Below are 15,261 nucleotides of genomic sequence, written 5' to 3' on the forward strand. Positions count from 1 at the left end.
GCCCGGGTGCTCAGGGCAGGGCGGGCAGGTCGTCCGGGTAGAGCAGGGTGAGGTCGTCGGTGGACGGCTCGACGATCTGCGCCACCCGCCCCGCGTGCCGTTCGACCATGGCCTCGAAGGTCTGCCGGGCGGTCCGCCCGTTGCCGAAGGCCGGGCCCTTCGGCAGGGCGGTGAAGTAGTCGAGGAGGGCGTGCCCGGTGCCCTCGGCGAGCCGGTACTCGTGCTCCTCGGCCTGTTGCTCCACGATCCGCAGCAGTTCCTCGGGCACGTAGTCGCCGAAGGAGATGGTCCGCGAGAAGCGGGAGGCGACGCCCGGGTTGACGGTCAGGAATCGCTCCATCTCGACGGTGTAGCCCGCGACGATCACCACCACCGCCTCCCGGTGGTCCTCCATCAGCTTGACCAGGGTGTCGATGGCCTCCCGGCCGAAGTCCCGTCCCGAGTCCTCCGGGGACAGGGCGTACGCCTCGTCGATGAACAGCACTCCGCCGCGGGCCCGTTCGAACGCCTCCTGGGTGCGGATCGCCGTCGAGCCGATGTGCTCGCCGACGAGGTCGACCCGGGACACCTCCACCAGGTGCCCCTGGTCGAGCACCCCGAGTGCGGCCAGGATCTCGCCGTACAGCCGGGCCACCGTGGTCTTGCCGGTGCCGGGGGAGCCGGTGAAGACCAGGTGCCGTCGGGCGGAGGCGGCCTTCAGGCCGGCCCGTTGGCGGCGCCGGCCGACCTCGATCATGTCGGTGAGGGCCCGGACCTCGCGCTTGACCCCGTCCAGGCCGACGAGGGCGTCGAGTTCGCCGAGGACGGCCTCCGCGGGCCGGACCGGTGTCGCGGCCGGGGCGGGATCGCCGGTCGGGGCGCCGGCCCGCGGGGCGGGCACCCCGGTGAGCAGACCGACCGGTTGGCGCACCGGGGGCGCCGGCGGAGCGACCGCCCGGACGGCGGGCACCGTCGTCGACGGGGCGGAGGAGGGGGCAACGGCGCGCAGGCCCGCGCTCTCGTCGCTGGCGCACTCCTCCACGACCGGGCCGTCCTCCGCGAACTCGAAACCGCCGCGGGCGCAGCGCTCGGTGCGGCACCTGCGCAGGGTGGTGCGGCAGCCGTCTATCACGTGGAAGCCGTAGCCGCCGCTGTCGCTGACCCGGCAGCCGCTGAGGGTGCCCCGGCCGCCGGCCGAGACGTAGAAGCCGGCCTCGGCGGGTGCGGTGACGGTGCAGCGCTCCAGCGCGGGATCGGCGCCCTTGGTGATGATCACTCCGGTCTGCACGGCGTCGATGGTGCAGTTGGAGAGCGTGCCGCCGCTGCCGTGGTCGCGGAACCAGGCGCCGGTCGCCGCCTCCCGGATGCGGCAGTCGTCGAGTTGGGCGGTGGCGCCGTCGCTCACCGAGACGGCGGTGTTGCGGACCTGGCTGAGGTCGCTGTCGACGACGTCCGCGCGGGAACCGCGGTCGAGCACGAACAGGGCGTCGGGCACCTCGCGCACCCGGCAGGAGTCGAGGACGACGGCGGCGCCGTCGCTGACCCACACCGCCGGGTAGTCGCCGGTGCTGTCGTGGATCTCGCACTGGTTGGCGTCCACCCGGGTGCCCGGGTCCCATATGGACAGTCCGTTGCGGCCGAAACGGCTCACGGTGGAGCGGGTCAGGGTGAGGACGGACCGGGAGCGGAGGTCCACCGCGTTCTCGGGCACGTCGTGGATGCGGCAGTCGGCGAGGGTGAGCACCGCGTCGGTGTCCAGGGTGACGCCGTCCGCGGTGGTGCGGTGCACATCGCAGTCGGTGAGGTGGGCCGTGGCCCGGCCGGTCACCTGCACCCCGGAGCCCTTGACCTCGTACACCTCGCAGCCGACGGCCTCCAGCGCCGAGCCCTCGCCGGTCACCGACAGTCCGGCGCCGGAGGAGTGGTGCACCCGGCACCGCTCCAACCGGGGGTGCCCGCCGCTGCGGACGGCCACGCCGGACTGGCCGGCGGCGACGACCTCGCAGTCCTCGAAGACCCCGCCGCCGCCGTCCAGGACGGTGATCCCGATGCCCGCGGGGTTGTCGACGGAGCAACGGCGCACGGTGGGGCGGGCGTTGCCGCGCACCTCGATGCCGACCGCCGAACGGGTCACGATCCGCACGTCGGTGACCTCCGGCACCGACTCCTCCACCAGCAGCGCGGGGGCCGCGGAGTCCTGACCCTCCAGCACCAGTCCGTGCACGGCCGCGGGTGCCCGCAGCGTCAACGGGACCCCGTCGACGGGGGCGATGCGCACCGAGCCCGGTGCCCCCTCGGGCCCGCGGAGCGTCACCGCCCGCTGGATCACCAGGTTCTCCCGGTAGGTTCCGGGGGCGACGGTGAGCACGTCGCCGTCCCCCGCGGCTTCCAGGGCGGCGGCCAAGGAGCCGTACTCGCCCGTGCGGCGCCGCCACCGCGATGTGCCCGTGTGCGTCACCTGGACCGTGCCCTGTGCCATGGTGTTGTTCTGTCCCCACCTCGTCGAATGCGCGGGTGTCGCGAGTGCCGAAGACCTCGACCGGTCCACCGTAGCGTGTGCGGAGCAGGCGAGTTGACCGGAGCGGGAGCCCGTCGGCCACCCGTGGCGCGGTGTCCGGGGCACGGCCCGACGGGGCTCCTCGGGCGATCCGTTCGGCGGGTCAGCCCAGGACGGTCAGCGGGTCGCCGATCCGGAGCGTGCCGGTGGCTTCGGGGACGAGGTTCTGCCCGAAGACGAGTTGCCCGTCGATCCGGCGGTGCCGGGCCAGGGTGCGCAGGGGTTCCTTGCCGCGGACGGCGGTTGACTGGTCGGTGGTGGTCACCGCGCAGCGTCCGCAGGGCTTGGCGACCCGGAAGGCGACCTCGCCGATCGCTATGCGGGTCCAGCCGTCCTCGGCCCACGCGGGGGTGTCGGCCACGACCAGGTTGGGGCGGAAGCGGTTCATCGGCAGCGGGCCCTCCTCGGGGTGGTCGCCCCGGGAGATTAGGGCGTTGAGGGCGTCCAGCGAGCTGAGGCTGGTGAGCAGCAGGGGGTACCCGTCGGCGAACGAGACCGTCTCCCCCTCCCGGGCGTACCGGGCATCGACGGGACGGCTGACCTCGGGGTCCGGCATGTGCACCAATCGGACGTCGATGCCGAGGAAGGCCCCGAACCACGCGGCGGCCCCCTCGTCGGCGGCGACCGCCTTCACCTCGTCGCGCCAGACCTGCACCGGCGTCCGCGCGGAAGCGGCGGGGACGGGGACGGTCAGGGGGTGTTGCCCGGGGGCGGACAGCCGGACCGCGCCGTCCGGCAGCAGCGCGGCGTGGACCAGCGCCAACCGTGCCTGCTGCCGTTGGGTGATCATCTTGGCCGTGTGGTCGACGAGCATCCAACGTCGGTCGCCCGCGAGTCCCCACGGCTCCACGGACGCCTCGTCGGGGGCGTGGCCCTGGACGGCCTTCACCGGGTAGACGTGGAGGGAGGAGAGCACCGGATTCGCCATGCACCCATCCTGCCAGGGCGTTCGGCGCGGACCGAGGGCAGGACCGGGGCGCGGCGGGGACGGCCCGCGCTCGCCGGTCAGTAGCCGCGGTAGGGGCGTGCCTGCGGATCGTCGTAGGGGCGCGGGGCGGCCGCCGGGCGCATCGCCTCGTAGCCGGTGGGCGGGGCCGGCCGCGGCGGCTGGGGCTGGGCGCCCGGGTAGCCGCGGGGGGCCCCGACCGCCTGCTGCGGAAGGTACGGGGCGGCCTGCTGGAGCGGTGCGGGCTGGCCGGCCGGTGCGTACCCGTACTGCGGGGGGTACTGCTGGGGCGAGGGGGCCGCGGGCAGCGCGGGGAGCGCGGACGGGAGCGCGGGCAGATGACTGCTGCCGGTGTCGTACGCGGCGGGCACCCGGATCGGGGCGATCTGGGGCGTGCCCCGCTCTGCGACCAGGGAGTCGTAGATCGGAGTGTCCTGGAAGGACGGCGCGGAGTAGTAACCGCCGCCATAGGTGGAGCGGGGGGAGGTCATGGCACCTAAGTTAAGCCCACGATGTGCTGGTTGGGGAGACCGATAAGAGGGTTGTTTTCCGCGCCGGAGGTGTCTGATCATCCCTCAATTCCCGCGAAATCGTTAAAACCCGGGAAAATCGCTCGTCCGGTGACGTAGGGATCACGTAAAGAAAGCGACGCCAAAAGGGTTACCCGCGGTTGACCAGGCGATCACCCACCGGGGTCGGAGTTCGCCTCCGTTTATCCGGGAGTTCCTCCGGCCCCGCTGCGGCCCCCTCGACGACGCTCCGCGGAAATCCCCCGCCCGACTCCGCGGCGCTCCTCTCCCTACCCGCAATCGCGGCGCGCCGAACACGACGGGCCGCCTCACCCCTCCTCGGGACGCGGACCCGACAACCGCCCGGGGCGCGGGTAGGTGCGCCCCTTCCACGCCGCCCCCCGCCCCCGGTGGTGCCGCACCGCCGAGTCCACCGTCATCGCCGTGTAGAGCAACGCGGTGAAGGGGAGGGTCGGGGCCAGCAGCAACGGTTGGCGGTAGTACCGCAGCACGGGCACGTACGTCACCGTCATCACGAGCCACCCGAACCCCCCGAGCACGGCCGAGACCACCCCCGCCGCACCCCCCGCCGCCCACCCGACGACCAGGGCCGCCGGCGGCACCAGGTACGCCCACACCAGTGCGACCACCGCCCCCGCGAGGAGCAGGGGGTGGTAGCGGAGCTGGCAGTACGCGCTGCGCGCCACCATCAACCACAGGTCCGCCAGCCGCGGGTAGGGCCGCACGCTGTGCACCCGGTCGGCCAGCCCGAGCCAGATCCGGCCGCCCGAGGACTTCACCGCCCGCGCCAGGGACACGTCGTCGATCACCGCGTGCCGGATCGCCTCCGGCACGCCCGCCCGCTCGGCCGCCGCGGTCCGCAGCAGGACGCACCCCCCGGCCGCCGCGGCCGTACGACCACCCCGGCGGGACACCCGGCGGAACGGGTACAGCTGGGCGAAGAAGTACACGAACGCCGGCACCACCAGCCGCTCCCAGCGGCTGGTCACCCGCAACCGCGCCATCAGCGACACCAGGTCGTAGCCGCCCCGCTCGGCCGCCGCCACCAGGTCCCGCAGGCTGCCCGGGTCGTGGGCGATGTCGGCGTCGGTGAGCAACAGGTAGCGCGGCCCGTCCGCGCGGGCCAGCGCCATGCCGTGGCGCACCGCCCACAACTTGCCGGTCCACCCCGGCGGCGGATCGCCCGGCGAGGACACGGTCAGCGGGGGACCCCCGCGGCGCGCACCCAGCTCCCGGGCCAGCGCCCCCGTGCCGTCCGTGCTGCCGTCGTCGACCAGGACGACCCGCAGCGGTCCCGGATAGTCCTGCGCCAGCAGCGTGGGCAGGCTCGACGGCAGGACGGCCGCCTCGTCCCGGGCCGGCACCACCACGGTGACCGCGGGCCACGCCCGCGGTTCCCGCCCCGGCGGCAGCCGCACGTCGGTGCGCCAGAAGAAGCTCCGCCCGAGCAGCAGCCAGGCCCAGGCGGCGGCGGACACCGCGGCACACCACACCATCGCGCTCACCCCGCGCAGTCTGCCCCAGGCCCCGGGCCGCGCGGTGCCCATCGTCTATGGTGACCGGGTGAAGATCGCGCTCATGGACTCCGGCATCGGACTGCTCGCCGCAGCCGCGGCGGTACGCAGACTGCGCCCCGACGCCGATCTCGTCCTCTCCTCGGATCCCGACGGAATGCCCTGGGGACCCCGTACCCCCGAGGACCTCACCCGGCGCGCCCTGGCCGTTGCCGAAGCCGCCGCCGCGCACGGCGCCGACGCCCTGGTCGTCGCCTGCAACACCGCCTCCGTGCACGCCCTGCCCGCGCTGCGGGCCCGCCTCGAACCCTCGCTCCCCGTCATCGGCACGGTGCCCGCGATCAAGCCGGCCGCCGCGGCCGGCGCCCCCTTCGCCATCTGGGCGACCCCCGCCACCACCGGCAGCGCCTACCAGCGGGCACTGATCACCGAGTTCGCCGCGGGCGCCGAGGTCACCGCGGTGCCCTGCCCCGGTCTCGCCGACGCCATCGAATCGGCCGACGCGGACGCCGTCGCCCGGGCGGTCGCCGCCGCGGCGGACCGTACCCCGGACGGCGTAGGCGCCGTCGTCCTCGGTTGCACCCACTACGAACTGGTCGCCGAACAGGTCCGCACCGCCCTCGCACGCCGCGCCGCGGTGACCGCGGGCCCCGTCACCGCCCCCGCCTCCCCGGGCCGCCCGGCCCTGCTCCTGCACGGCTCGGCGGGCGCCGTCGCGGCCCAGGCACTGCGTCGCATCGGCGCGGCCCCCGACCCGACCGCCGCCCCTGTCGGATCGGTCACAGTGCTGCACGGCGGACGCCCGGGCCGGCTCACCGAACGAGCCCTCAGCTACCCCGAAGGGCGGCTGCTGGCCGCCGCCTACCAGGCGCGATAGCCGGTTCCGCACCCCGGTGGTCACCCTCCGTGAGCCCGGGCCGGGCGCCATGTTCGTCGGTACCCTCGACACCATGAGGGACCACCCGCACGGCGACGGCGGCCCCACCGGAGCCCCCGTCGAAATCTGGACCGGACGCGCGAGCAACCGCATGCAGTGGTTGCTCGCCCTCGCAGGCGCCGCCTGTCTCGCCCTCGGCATCGAACTGGCCGTGGTGTCCGAGTGGGACAACGGCGTCCTCGCCCTGGTGATGTCGGTCGTCGGCTGCATCGCGGCCGGCCTGCTCGTGCTCTTCGGCACGCTCGCCTTCGTCCACGTGGCGGTCCGGGTCGACCAGGAGGCCCTGGAGGTCCGCTGCGGCCACATGGGGCTGCCGCGCCGCCGCATCCCGCTCGCCCACGTCGTCGGCGCCGACTTCGCCCCCGCGGTCACCCCCCGCCAGTGGGGCGGCTGGGGCTACCGCTGGCGACCCGAGATCGGCACCGCCGTGATCGTCCGTCGGGGCGAGGGCGTGGTGCTCAGCCTCGGGGACGGCCGCAAGTTCACCGTCACCGTCGACGACGCCGAAGCGGCCGTGCGGGTCATCCGCGACCGGCTGCGCCCGCCCACCGCCCCCGCCGCGGTCTGAGCCCTCCGCCCACGACGGCCCCCGGACGCCCCCGCGGCCCGGTCGTGCCTGGTCGTAGACTCCTGACGTGACCGCCACCGCCACCGTGACCGAAGAGCCCGGGCCGCCCGCCACCGCCGCCCGGGAACGCCGTTGGGCACGGCGACTGGCGCCCGTCGTCGTCGCCGCGCTCTCCGGACTGCTCCTCTACACCAGCTTCCCCCCGCGCACCCTGTGGTGGCTGGCGCCGCCCGCGTTCGCCGGCTTCGCCTGGGCGGTGCGCGGACGGTCCTGGAAGGCCGGGCTCGGCCTCGGCTACGTCTTCGGGCTGGGCTTCCTGCTGCCGCTGCTCGTGTGGACGGGCGTCGAGGTGGGCCCGGGGCCCTGGCTCGCGCTGGTGGCCATCGAAGCGGTCTTCACGGCGCTGGTCGGCGCGGGAGCGGCGGCGGTCTCCCGGCTGCCCGGCTGGCCGCTGTGGGCCGCGACGCTGTGGATCGCCGGCGAGGCGGCCCGGGCGCGCGTCCCCTTCGACGGCTTCCCCTGGGGCAAGGTCGCCTTCGGCCAGGCGGACGGGGTCTTCCTGCCGCTGGCCGCGCTGGGCGGGACCCCCGTGCTCGGCTTCGCCGTCGTGCTGTGCGGCTTCGGACTGTACGAGGCACTGCGGCTGGGTGCCGTCGCCCGGAGCGGCCCCGCCGTACGGCGGGGGACCGCCGCGGTCGCCGCGGCCGCGGTGGCGCTGCCCGTCGGTGCCGCCCTCGCCGCCCGGCCCCTGGTCAGCGACGCGGCCGAGGACGGCAGCGTGACCGTCGCCGCGGTCCAGGGCAACGTGCCCCGGTTGGGACTCGGCTTCAACGACCAGCGCCGGGCCGTCCTGGACAACCACGTGAAGGAGACCGAGCGGCTGGCCTCGGAGGTGGCGCGCGGCCGGGTCCCCCGGCCGGACCTGGTGCTGTGGCCGGAGAACTCCTCCGACATCGACCCGTTCCGCAACGCCGACGCGCGCCGGGCCGTGGAGCGGGCCGTCGCCGCGATCGGCGCACCGATCTCGGTCGGCGCGGTGGTCACCTCCGACGACGGCAGGCTGTGGAACCAGCAGGTCCTGTGGGATCCCGAGAAGGGCCCGGTCGACACCTACGACAAGCGGCAGATCCAGCCGTTCGGCGAGTACCTTCCGCTGCGCTCGATCGTGACCGCGGTGAGCAGCGACGCGAGCATGGTCCGACAGGACTTCAGCCGGGGCTCCGAGCCGGGCGTCTTCACCATGGCGGGCGCCCGGGTGGGCCTCGCCACGTGTTACGAGGCCGCGTTCGACTGGGCGGTGCGGGACACCGTGAACGAGGGCGCCCAACTGCTGTCGGTGCCGAGCAACAACGCCACCTTCGGGCGCAGCGAGATGACCCACCAGCAGCTGGCGATGTCCCGGGTCCGGGCCGTCGAGCACAGTCGCACCGTGGTGGTGCCGGTGACCAGCGGCGTGAGCGCCGTGATCATGCCGGACGGGCGGGTGGTCGACCGCACCGAGCTGTTCACCGCCGACTCGCTCGTGGCCGAGGTGCCCCTGCGCTCCGACACCACCCCCGCCACCCGGCTGGGGGCCCTGCCCGAACTGCTCCTGGTGGTGGTCGCCGCCGGAGGGCTCGGCCTGGCGCTCCTCGCCCGGGTGCGTGCGCGGGGGACCGCCGCCGGGTGAACCCGACCGGCGGGCGTCCGGGCACCGCGGCAGGCCCTATCGTCGGCTCCATGGCTACTCCTGAATTCATCTCCACCCTCCGTGCCACCGCGGGACAGCAACTCCTCTGGCTCCCGGGCGTGACGGCCGTCGTCTTCGACGACGCGGACCGGGTGCTCGTCGGTCGCCGCAGCGACAACCTCCGGTGGTCGCTGGTGGGCGGCATCCCGGACCCGGGCGAGCAGCCCGCGGCCTGCGCGGTGCGCGAGGTGTACGAGGAGACGGCGGTGCGCTGCGTTGCGGAGCGCGTGGTGCTCGTCGAGGCGCTGGAGCCGGTGGCCTATCCCAACGGCGACGTCTGCCAGTACATGGACATCACCTTCCGCTGCCGGGCGGTGGGAGGACGGGCCCGGGTGAACGACGACGAGTCCTTGGAGGTCGGCTGGTTCTCCCTCGACGCCCTGCCGGACCTCGACGAGTTCAGCCTGTCCCGGATCAAGCACGCCCTGGCCGACGCCCCCACCTGGTTCGAGCCCGGTCCGTGAACTGACGGGCAGCGCACGCACGCGTCCCTTCGGACGGCCGCGGTCCTGCGGTGCCCCTCACCTTGCCGGGCGGACCGCGTCCGCCCGGCAAGGTGAGGGGATTCCGGCCACCACGTCAGCGTCCCGTCAGGACCCGTCGGTTCGCCGTATGCGTCGCGTCATGGGCGCTGGGGCACCGGGCGGGGCGCGCCTAGCGTCGGGCCCGCACGATTCCGCCCCGCCCGGCGTCCGAGTCCCTCCGTGTCCGGGCCGTCGATCCCGAGGCACGCGCCATGAACCGTCACCTCCGGCCCCCCGCCTGGGCACGGCCGTCGCTCACCGCGCTCCGCGTGGTGCTGGCCCTGACCCTCCTGCTGGGCCTGGCCCACCCGTTGGCGATGACCGCCGCCGCCCGACTGCCCGGCCTGCGCGACGGCGCCCCGGGCGGGCTCCTCACCGACCCGGACGGCCGGGTCCGCGGCAGCACGCTGCTCGGCCAGTCCTTCGCCGACGAGGACGGGGAGCCGCTCCCGGCCTTCTTCCAGCCCCGCCCCTCGTCCGCCGGGGCGGGGCACGACGCGTCGGCCTCCGCCGCCGGCAACCTCGGTCCGCAATCCGTCGTCGACGCCCCGCCCACCGACCGGGGACCCGGTGCGCCGAGCCTGTTGACCCAGGTCTGTTCCCGCAGCAGGGCCATCGGCGAACGGGAGGGCGTCGACGGCGGTCGGCCGTACTGCACCGAGGGCGGCGTCGGCGCCGTCCTCGGCGTGTACCGCGAGCACGGCGCCACCGGCCGGGTCACCCGGGTCGTGAGCCTCAACGAGCCTTGCCCGGTACGACCGTTCCGCCTCCGGCACGCCGGTGCGCCCGTCGAGTGCGCCCGTCCCGGCGAGGCCCATCCGCGGGCGGCGGTCACCGCCGTGCGCGGTGGCGCCCCGGCCCGTCCCGCGGTCCCCGGGGACGCCGTCACCGCAAGCGGAAGCGGGCTGGACCCGCACATCAGCCCCGCCTACGCCCGGCTCCAGACGGCCAGGGTGGCCGCTCGGCGGGGGCTCGACGGGGCCACCGTGCGGGAGCTCGTCGCCGCGCACACCACGGGGCGGGCCCTCGGGGTGCTCGGCGAACCGGTGGTGAACGTCGTCTCGTTGAACGCGGCCCTCGACCGCCTCGCCCCCGTCCGGGGGGCGTGAGGTGCACGGCTGGCTCCAGAGCGGCCTCGTGCTCGCCGTGGTCGTCGCCCTGCACGTCCCCCTCGGCGACTACCTGGCCCGCGCCCTCGACGGGGACCGGCACCTGGGCGTCGAGCGGGCCCTGTACCGGCTCTTCGGCGTCGACCCCGACCGCGAGCAGCACGCACGGCACTACCTGACCGCGGTGGCGGCCTTCTCGGCGGTCGGCATCGCCGCCCTGTTCGCCCTGCTGACGCTCCAGGGGTCGCTGCCCTGGTCCACGGGGCACGCGGGGATGCCGTGGCGGACGGCGCTGCACACCGCCGTCAGCTTCACCACCAACACCAGTTGGCAGAACTACGCCGCCGAGTCCGCCACCGGTCACCTGGCGGTGATGGCGGGCCTCGGCACCCAGGCATTCGCCTCCTCCGCAGTCGGGATCTGCGTGGCGCTCGCCCTGGTCCGGGGGCTGGTGCGGCGGGACACCGATGCGCTCGGCAACTTCTGGGTCGACCTCACCCGGACCCTGCTGCGGGTGCTGCTGCCGCTCTCCGTCCTCGCCGGGTTGGCGTTCATCGCGCTGGGCGTCCCCCAGCACCTGGGCGCGCCGGAGTCGGTGACCACCGTCGCGGGGGGCCAACAGGTCCTGCCCGGCGGGCCCGTGGGCTCCTGGGAACCGATCAAGCTGCTGTCGGGCGACGGCGGCGGGTTCTTCAACGCCAGCAGCGCCCATCCCTTCGAGAACCCTTCGGCGTGGTCGCACGCGCTCTCCGTCGTGTTGATGCTGCTGGTCCCGACCGCGTTCCTGCGCACCTACGGACGGTTGGTCGGGTCCACCCGGCAGGGGTGGACCCTGCTGGCCGTGGTCGGCGTGCTGTTCCTGCTCCTGCTGGGGGCCGCCTCCGCCGCCCAGGGCGCCGCCGGCGGAACCGTCCCGCAGGCCGTGGGGGGCGCCCACGAGGGCACGGAGGCCCGCATCGGGGTGTCCGGTTCGACCTTGTTCGCCGTCGCTGCCGCGGCCAGTGCGGACGGGGCGGGCGCCGCCTCGTACGACAGCTTCACGGCGTTCGGGGGCGGCACCCTGCTCAGCGCGATGCTGCTGGGGGAGATCGCGCCCGGGGGCACCGGCAGCGGGTTGTACGGGCTGCTGATGGCCGTGCTGGTCGCCGTGTTCATCGGCGGGCTCATGGTCGGCCGCACCCCCGAGTACCTGGGCAAGCGTCTGGGCCATCACGAGATCCGCTCCGTCGCCCTGTACCTGCTGGTCGCGCCCGGCACGGTCCTGCTGTGCTGCGCACTGTCCCTGGTGCTGGGGCACGGGGCGTCCTCGATGGGGAACGCGGGACCGCACGGGTTGACCGAACTCATCTACGCGTACACCTCCTCGGCGGCCGGCAACGGGAGCGCGATGGCGGGCTTCGACGGGACCACCGACTTCCACCAGGTGCTGATGAGCGGGGCGATGCTCGTCGGGCGCTACCTGCCGATGGCGTTGGTGCTCTTCCTCGCGGGCCGGTTGGCGCGGGGGAGGACGGTCGCCCCGTCGGCCGGGACGCTCCGGACGGGCGGAGCCGCCTTCGTCTCCCTGACCACGGCGGTGGCCCTGTTGCTGGCGCTGTTGAACTACCTGCCGGCGCTCTCCCTGGGGCCGGTGGCCGAGGGGCTCGGCTGAACGGATCCGGCACAACATGACGGTTCATCAGATTAAGTGAGACATAAGAGAGTTGAAGGAAAACCTCGGTGAGAGTGACTCAGCCGGTCCGGATCGGGGGGCGGTTGTGGCGAAGGGGGGCGGTTCGTCCCCGCCCCGCGGGCGAATCCGACAGGCAGAATGGTCTGAACCCTTGACTGGTACAGACCACATGCGATGGAGTGGCAGCCCACCCCCCACCGCGGTCCGCCCGTCGTGCACCAGCCGCCCCACCGGTCGATGCGCAGCAGAGCCGTCACGGCTCCGGGCCAGGCCGCACCGCACGAGGAGAACCGCATGCCCCAGCGACGTCTCAGCGCCGCGCTCGCCTCCCTGGCCGTCGCCACCGGCCTCACCGTCGGGCTCCCGGCGACCCAGGCCGCGGCGGCACCGGCGGCCCTCTGTTCGAGCTACCCGTCCTGGACCCAGGGCGCCTCCTACGCGGCCGGTGACATCGTCCGCTACCGCGACGGCAACGCGTACGTCGCGGAGCACGCCAACCCGGGCTACGACCCCACCGTCTCGACCTGGTTCTGGAACCCGCACCCCTGCGAGAGCGGCCCCGGCGGTCCCGAGACCCCCGCCGGGGACTTCGTGGTGACCGAGTCGCAGTTCCAGCGGATGTTCCCGGGGCGCAACTCCTTCTACACCTACGCCGGGCTGAAGGAAGCGCTCAGCGCCTACCCGGAGTTCGCGATGACCGGCGGCGACACCGTCAAGAAGCAGGAGGCGGCGGCCTTCCTCGCCAACATCGGCCACGAGACCGGCGGCCTGGTGCACGTGGTCGAGCAGAACACCGCCAACTACCCGCACTACTGCGACTCGACCCAGCCCTACGGCTGCCCCGCGGGCCAGGCCGCCTACTACGGTCGCGGCCCCATCCAGCTCAGCTGGAACTTCAACTACAAGGCGGCCGGCGACGCGCTCGGCATCGACCTGCTGCGCAACCCCTGGCTGGTGCAGAACGACCCGGCGGTCGCCTGGAAGACCGCCCTGTGGTACTGGAACACCCAGAAGGGCCCGGGCACCATGACCGGTCACCAGGCCATGGTCACCGGAGCCGGTTTCGGCCAGACCATCCGCAGCATCAACGGCACCCTGGAGTGCAACGGCGGCAACCCGGCCCAGGTGCAGAGCCGGATCTCCAACTACCAGCGCTTCGCCGCGATCCTCGGCGTGGGCACCGGGGGCAACCTGTCCTGCTGACGCGATCGTTCGGCGGCCACTGACCAGCGGGCGCCCGGGGTGAACCGTCCCCCGGGCGCTTCTGCTGTTCCCCGTCCGGCCCGCCCCGGCCCGGCGGCGCGCACCGCGGCCGCCGCCCGGTCCCGGAGGGCGGGGCGACGGCCGCGGGCGGGCGGACGGTTCAGCGCCGTCCGGGGCGTGCCCGGCGCCGCAGGTACAGCACGGTGCCGGCGGCGGAGGCGGCGACCAGCGCCCCGCCGCCCACCAGGGTGAGGCTCCGGTGGTCGGTGGAACCGCCGCCGAGTCCGCCCCGCACCGCGGCGGCCGGGGCGGCCGTCGCGGAGAGCGCGGGAACCGCGTTGACGGTGACCGACTGCGTCCCCGCCGTGGTGCCGTTGCCGCACACCACCGCCACGGTGTACGTGCCGGAGCCGACGTCGGTCCAACTCCCGGACTGGGTGGCACCCGCACCGAGGTCGATCTGGCGCCCCTGGGCGAAGGCCGCCTGGGTGCCGGTCAGCAGCGAGGCGGTGCCGCCCTGCGGGCAGGCCGCGGTGCTGACCTGCACTGTCGACCCGTTGACCGTGGCGCTGATGCCCGAGACGCCGGTGCCCCCGGCGACCGCCGGGGCGGCGGGTGCCAGGGGGAGCGCCGCGACGGCCACGACCAGTGCGGCGCGGACGGATATCTGGGTGGTGCGCATGTGTCTGCCCTCCGGACGGCACGGTCGGCGGAACGTCCCGTGCGCCGCCGAGGGTGGGGAATCGCCCGTGCTGCCCTGAACCGAGCCAACGGCCACCCGGGGCGGCCCGCATGCGGGCACGGCCCGGGCAGGTGACGCGCTCCTGCGTCCGGGGGAACGGCGGGTTCCCCCGGACGCGGATCGGGCCGGGTCAGCGGCCGGGGGCGGTCTCCCCGGTCACCACGGTCCGCTCCTCGGAGTACTCGCCGTAGGTGCCGTCCGGCAGCATCGCCTGGATGCGCACCCGGTAGCTGACGCCCTTCTTCCGGTCCAGGTAGAACCGGTGCTCGGCGCGTCCCTTCGGCGGCTCCCCGCCCCAGACCAGGGAGGTGGTCTGCTTGCGGTTGAGCTGGATGCGGTACTGCATGACGACCGCGTCCGTCTTCGGCGGGTCCCAGGACAGGTCGAGGTAGTACGCCCCGGACTCGTCCCGGGAGGTCGCCCGGAAGTCGGTCGGGGCGGTGCCGCGCATGTCGTCCGGGCCCTCGGCGGTGGTCAGGCGCACCTCACGGCCCGCCGCGGACGAGTTGTCCGCCGCGTCCCGGGCCTTGACGGTGAACACGTAGGCGGTGCCGGGGCGCAGCCCGGTCACCACGGTGCGGGTGTCCTTCGGGCCGGCGCTGTGGATCTTCGTGCCCGACTGGTAGACGTCGTAGGAGACCACGCCCTGGTCGTCGGTGGACCCCTGCCAGGTCAGCAGTGCGCTCCGGCCGCCCTGGGCGCGGCCGGTGAGCCCGCCGGGCACGGTCGGGGGCTTCTTGTCGGCGACGGTGGCCTTGGGGGTGGTCACGCTGACGGGCCGGCTCTTCGGGCTGAGGGTCCCGCGGTCGTCCCGGGCGCGGACGGTGAAGGAGTAGGCGACCGACGGCTTCAGGCCCTCGATGTCGACCATGTACCGCTCGCCGGGCAGGTCCTTCACCTTCTTGTCGCCCTGGTAGACCACGTAGCCCTCGACCTTGGCGCCCGGCCCCGGCCGGTTCCACATGAGGTGGACGCTGCTGGAACTGCCGGCCTGGACGGTCACCCCGATCGGCGCGGCGGGCGGGGCCACCGAGGGGCCCTCGTCGGTCAGGCCGCAGGAGGTGAGGAGGACGGCGGTGGCGGTCAGGGCCAGGGGCAGGCGGGTGGGGGACGTGCGGCGTGGGGGGATGGAGCGCACGGTGGTGCCTTCCGGTCGACGCAATGGTACAGACCTATATGGCATGGAAGGTGACCGCACATCAAGGGGTTGACGCACGTTCCTCGATGGGCAGTGCGGGGCCGTACGGGTCA

At 74.4% G+C, this 15,261-nt stretch carries 13 protein-coding genes; 7 read left to right on the forward strand and 6 right to left on the reverse strand.

Going from position 1 to position 15,261, the window contains the following annotated elements:
* Nucleotides 1–10: 10 nt before the first annotated feature.
* The 4 genes from ABT092_RS20580 to ABT092_RS20595 form a co-directional block, all read right to left on the reverse strand.
* On the reverse strand, nt 11–2,458 hold the full coding sequence (locus ABT092_RS20580) for a right-handed parallel beta-helix repeat-containing protein (RefSeq protein ID WP_351245855.1): 2,448 nt from the start codon (nt 2,456–2,458) through the stop codon (nt 11–13).
* A 181-nt stretch (nt 2,459–2,639) separates the two neighbouring features.
* Complete coding sequence (locus ABT092_RS20585) at nt 2,640–3,464, reverse strand: MOSC domain-containing protein (protein WP_351245857.1); 825 nt, start codon at nt 3,462–3,464, stop codon at nt 2,640–2,642.
* Between the two features lie 77 nt (nt 3,465–3,541).
* Entirely contained in the window at nt 3,542–3,973 is a 432-nt protein-coding gene (locus tag ABT092_RS20590) for a DUF6643 family protein (protein ID WP_351245859.1), read from the reverse strand.
* A gap of 347 nt (nt 3,974–4,320) precedes the next feature.
* Nucleotides 4,321–5,508, reverse strand: coding sequence for a glycosyltransferase (locus ABT092_RS20595; protein WP_351245958.1), 1,188 nt, complete (start codon nt 5,506–5,508; stop codon nt 4,321–4,323).
* Nucleotides 5,509–5,575: 67 nt separating this feature from the next.
* On the opposite strand from ABT092_RS20595, the gene ABT092_RS20600 reads away from it, so the two are divergent.
* The 7 genes from ABT092_RS20600 to ABT092_RS20630 all read left to right on the forward strand — a co-directional run bounded on the left by ABT092_RS20600 (nt 5,576) and on the right by ABT092_RS20630 (nt 13,268).
* Nucleotides 5,576–6,403 (forward strand): glutamate racemase, encoded by an 828-nt coding sequence (locus ABT092_RS20600; protein WP_351245861.1) that lies wholly within the window; start codon nt 5,576–5,578, stop codon nt 6,401–6,403.
* A gap of 73 nt (nt 6,404–6,476) precedes the next feature.
* A complete protein-coding gene (locus ABT092_RS20605; protein WP_351245863.1) occupies nt 6,477–7,031 on the forward strand; it encodes a hypothetical protein in 555 nt (184 codons plus the stop codon).
* Nucleotides 7,032–7,098: 67 nt separating this feature from the next.
* Entirely contained in the window at nt 7,099–8,700 is a 1,602-nt protein-coding gene (lnt, locus tag ABT092_RS20610) for an apolipoprotein N-acyltransferase (RefSeq protein WP_502968469.1), read from the forward strand.
* A gap of 50 nt (nt 8,701–8,750) precedes the next feature.
* Nucleotides 8,751–9,224, forward strand: a complete 474-nt coding sequence (locus ABT092_RS20615) for an NUDIX hydrolase (protein WP_351245865.1) — start codon at nt 8,751–8,753, stop codon at nt 9,222–9,224.
* Nucleotides 9,225–9,496: 272 nt separating this feature from the next.
* Entirely contained in the window at nt 9,497–10,393 is an 897-nt protein-coding gene (locus ABT092_RS20620) for a potassium-transporting ATPase subunit C (protein WP_351245867.1), read from the forward strand.
* A 1-nt stretch (nt 10,394) separates the two neighbouring features.
* Nucleotides 10,395–12,044, forward strand: a complete 1,650-nt coding sequence (gene kdpA / locus ABT092_RS20625) for a potassium-transporting ATPase subunit KdpA (RefSeq protein ID WP_351245869.1) — start codon at nt 10,395–10,397, stop codon at nt 12,042–12,044.
* Nucleotides 12,045–12,359: 315 nt separating this feature from the next.
* Nucleotides 12,360–13,268, forward strand: coding sequence for a glycoside hydrolase family 19 protein (locus tag ABT092_RS20630; RefSeq protein WP_351245871.1), 909 nt, complete (start codon nt 12,360–12,362; stop codon nt 13,266–13,268).
* A gap of 160 nt (nt 13,269–13,428) precedes the next feature.
* Here ABT092_RS20630 and ABT092_RS20635 read toward each other — a convergent pair whose 3' ends face one another.
* Both ABT092_RS20635 and ABT092_RS20640 read right to left on the reverse strand, forming a co-directional pair.
* Nucleotides 13,429–13,950, reverse strand: coding sequence for a hypothetical protein (locus ABT092_RS20635; protein ID WP_351245873.1), 522 nt, complete (start codon nt 13,948–13,950; stop codon nt 13,429–13,431).
* A 190-nt stretch (nt 13,951–14,140) separates the two neighbouring features.
* Complete coding sequence (locus ABT092_RS20640; protein ID WP_351245875.1) at nt 14,141–15,148, reverse strand: fibronectin type III domain-containing protein; 1,008 nt, start codon at nt 15,146–15,148, stop codon at nt 14,141–14,143.
* Between the last annotated feature and the right edge of the window lie 113 nt (nt 15,149–15,261).

Source organism: Streptomyces sp. NPDC002490 (assembly GCF_040296045.1).
GTDB lineage: Bacteria > Actinomycetota > Actinomycetes > Streptomycetales > Streptomycetaceae > Streptomyces.

What these genes read in the sequence shown, in the direction of transcription:
- ABT092_RS20580 (WP_351245855.1), bottom strand. Translation starts at nt 2,458, where the DNA reads ATGGCACAGGGCACGGTCCAGGTGACGCACACGGGCACATCGCGGTGG.
- ABT092_RS20585 (WP_351245857.1), bottom strand. Translation starts at nt 3,464, where the DNA reads ATGGCGAATCCGGTGCTCTCCTCCCTCCACGTCTACCCGGTGAAGGCC.
- ABT092_RS20590 (WP_351245859.1), bottom strand. Translation starts at nt 3,973, where the DNA reads ATGACCTCCCCCCGCTCCACCTATGGCGGCGGTTACTACTCCGCGCCG.
- ABT092_RS20595 (WP_351245958.1), bottom strand. Translation starts at nt 5,508, where the DNA reads ATGGTGTGGTGTGCCGCGGTGTCCGCCGCCGCCTGGGCCTGGCTGCTG.
- ABT092_RS20605 (WP_351245863.1), top strand. Translation starts at nt 6,477, where the DNA reads ATGAGGGACCACCCGCACGGCGACGGCGGCCCCACCGGAGCCCCCGTC.
- ABT092_RS20615 (WP_351245865.1), top strand. Translation starts at nt 8,751, where the DNA reads ATGGCTACTCCTGAATTCATCTCCACCCTCCGTGCCACCGCGGGACAG.
- ABT092_RS20620 (WP_351245867.1), top strand. Translation starts at nt 9,497, where the DNA reads ATGAACCGTCACCTCCGGCCCCCCGCCTGGGCACGGCCGTCGCTCACC.
- ABT092_RS20630 (WP_351245871.1), top strand. Translation starts at nt 12,360, where the DNA reads ATGCCCCAGCGACGTCTCAGCGCCGCGCTCGCCTCCCTGGCCGTCGCC.
- ABT092_RS20635 (WP_351245873.1), bottom strand. Translation starts at nt 13,950, where the DNA reads ATGCGCACCACCCAGATATCCGTCCGCGCCGCACTGGTCGTGGCCGTC.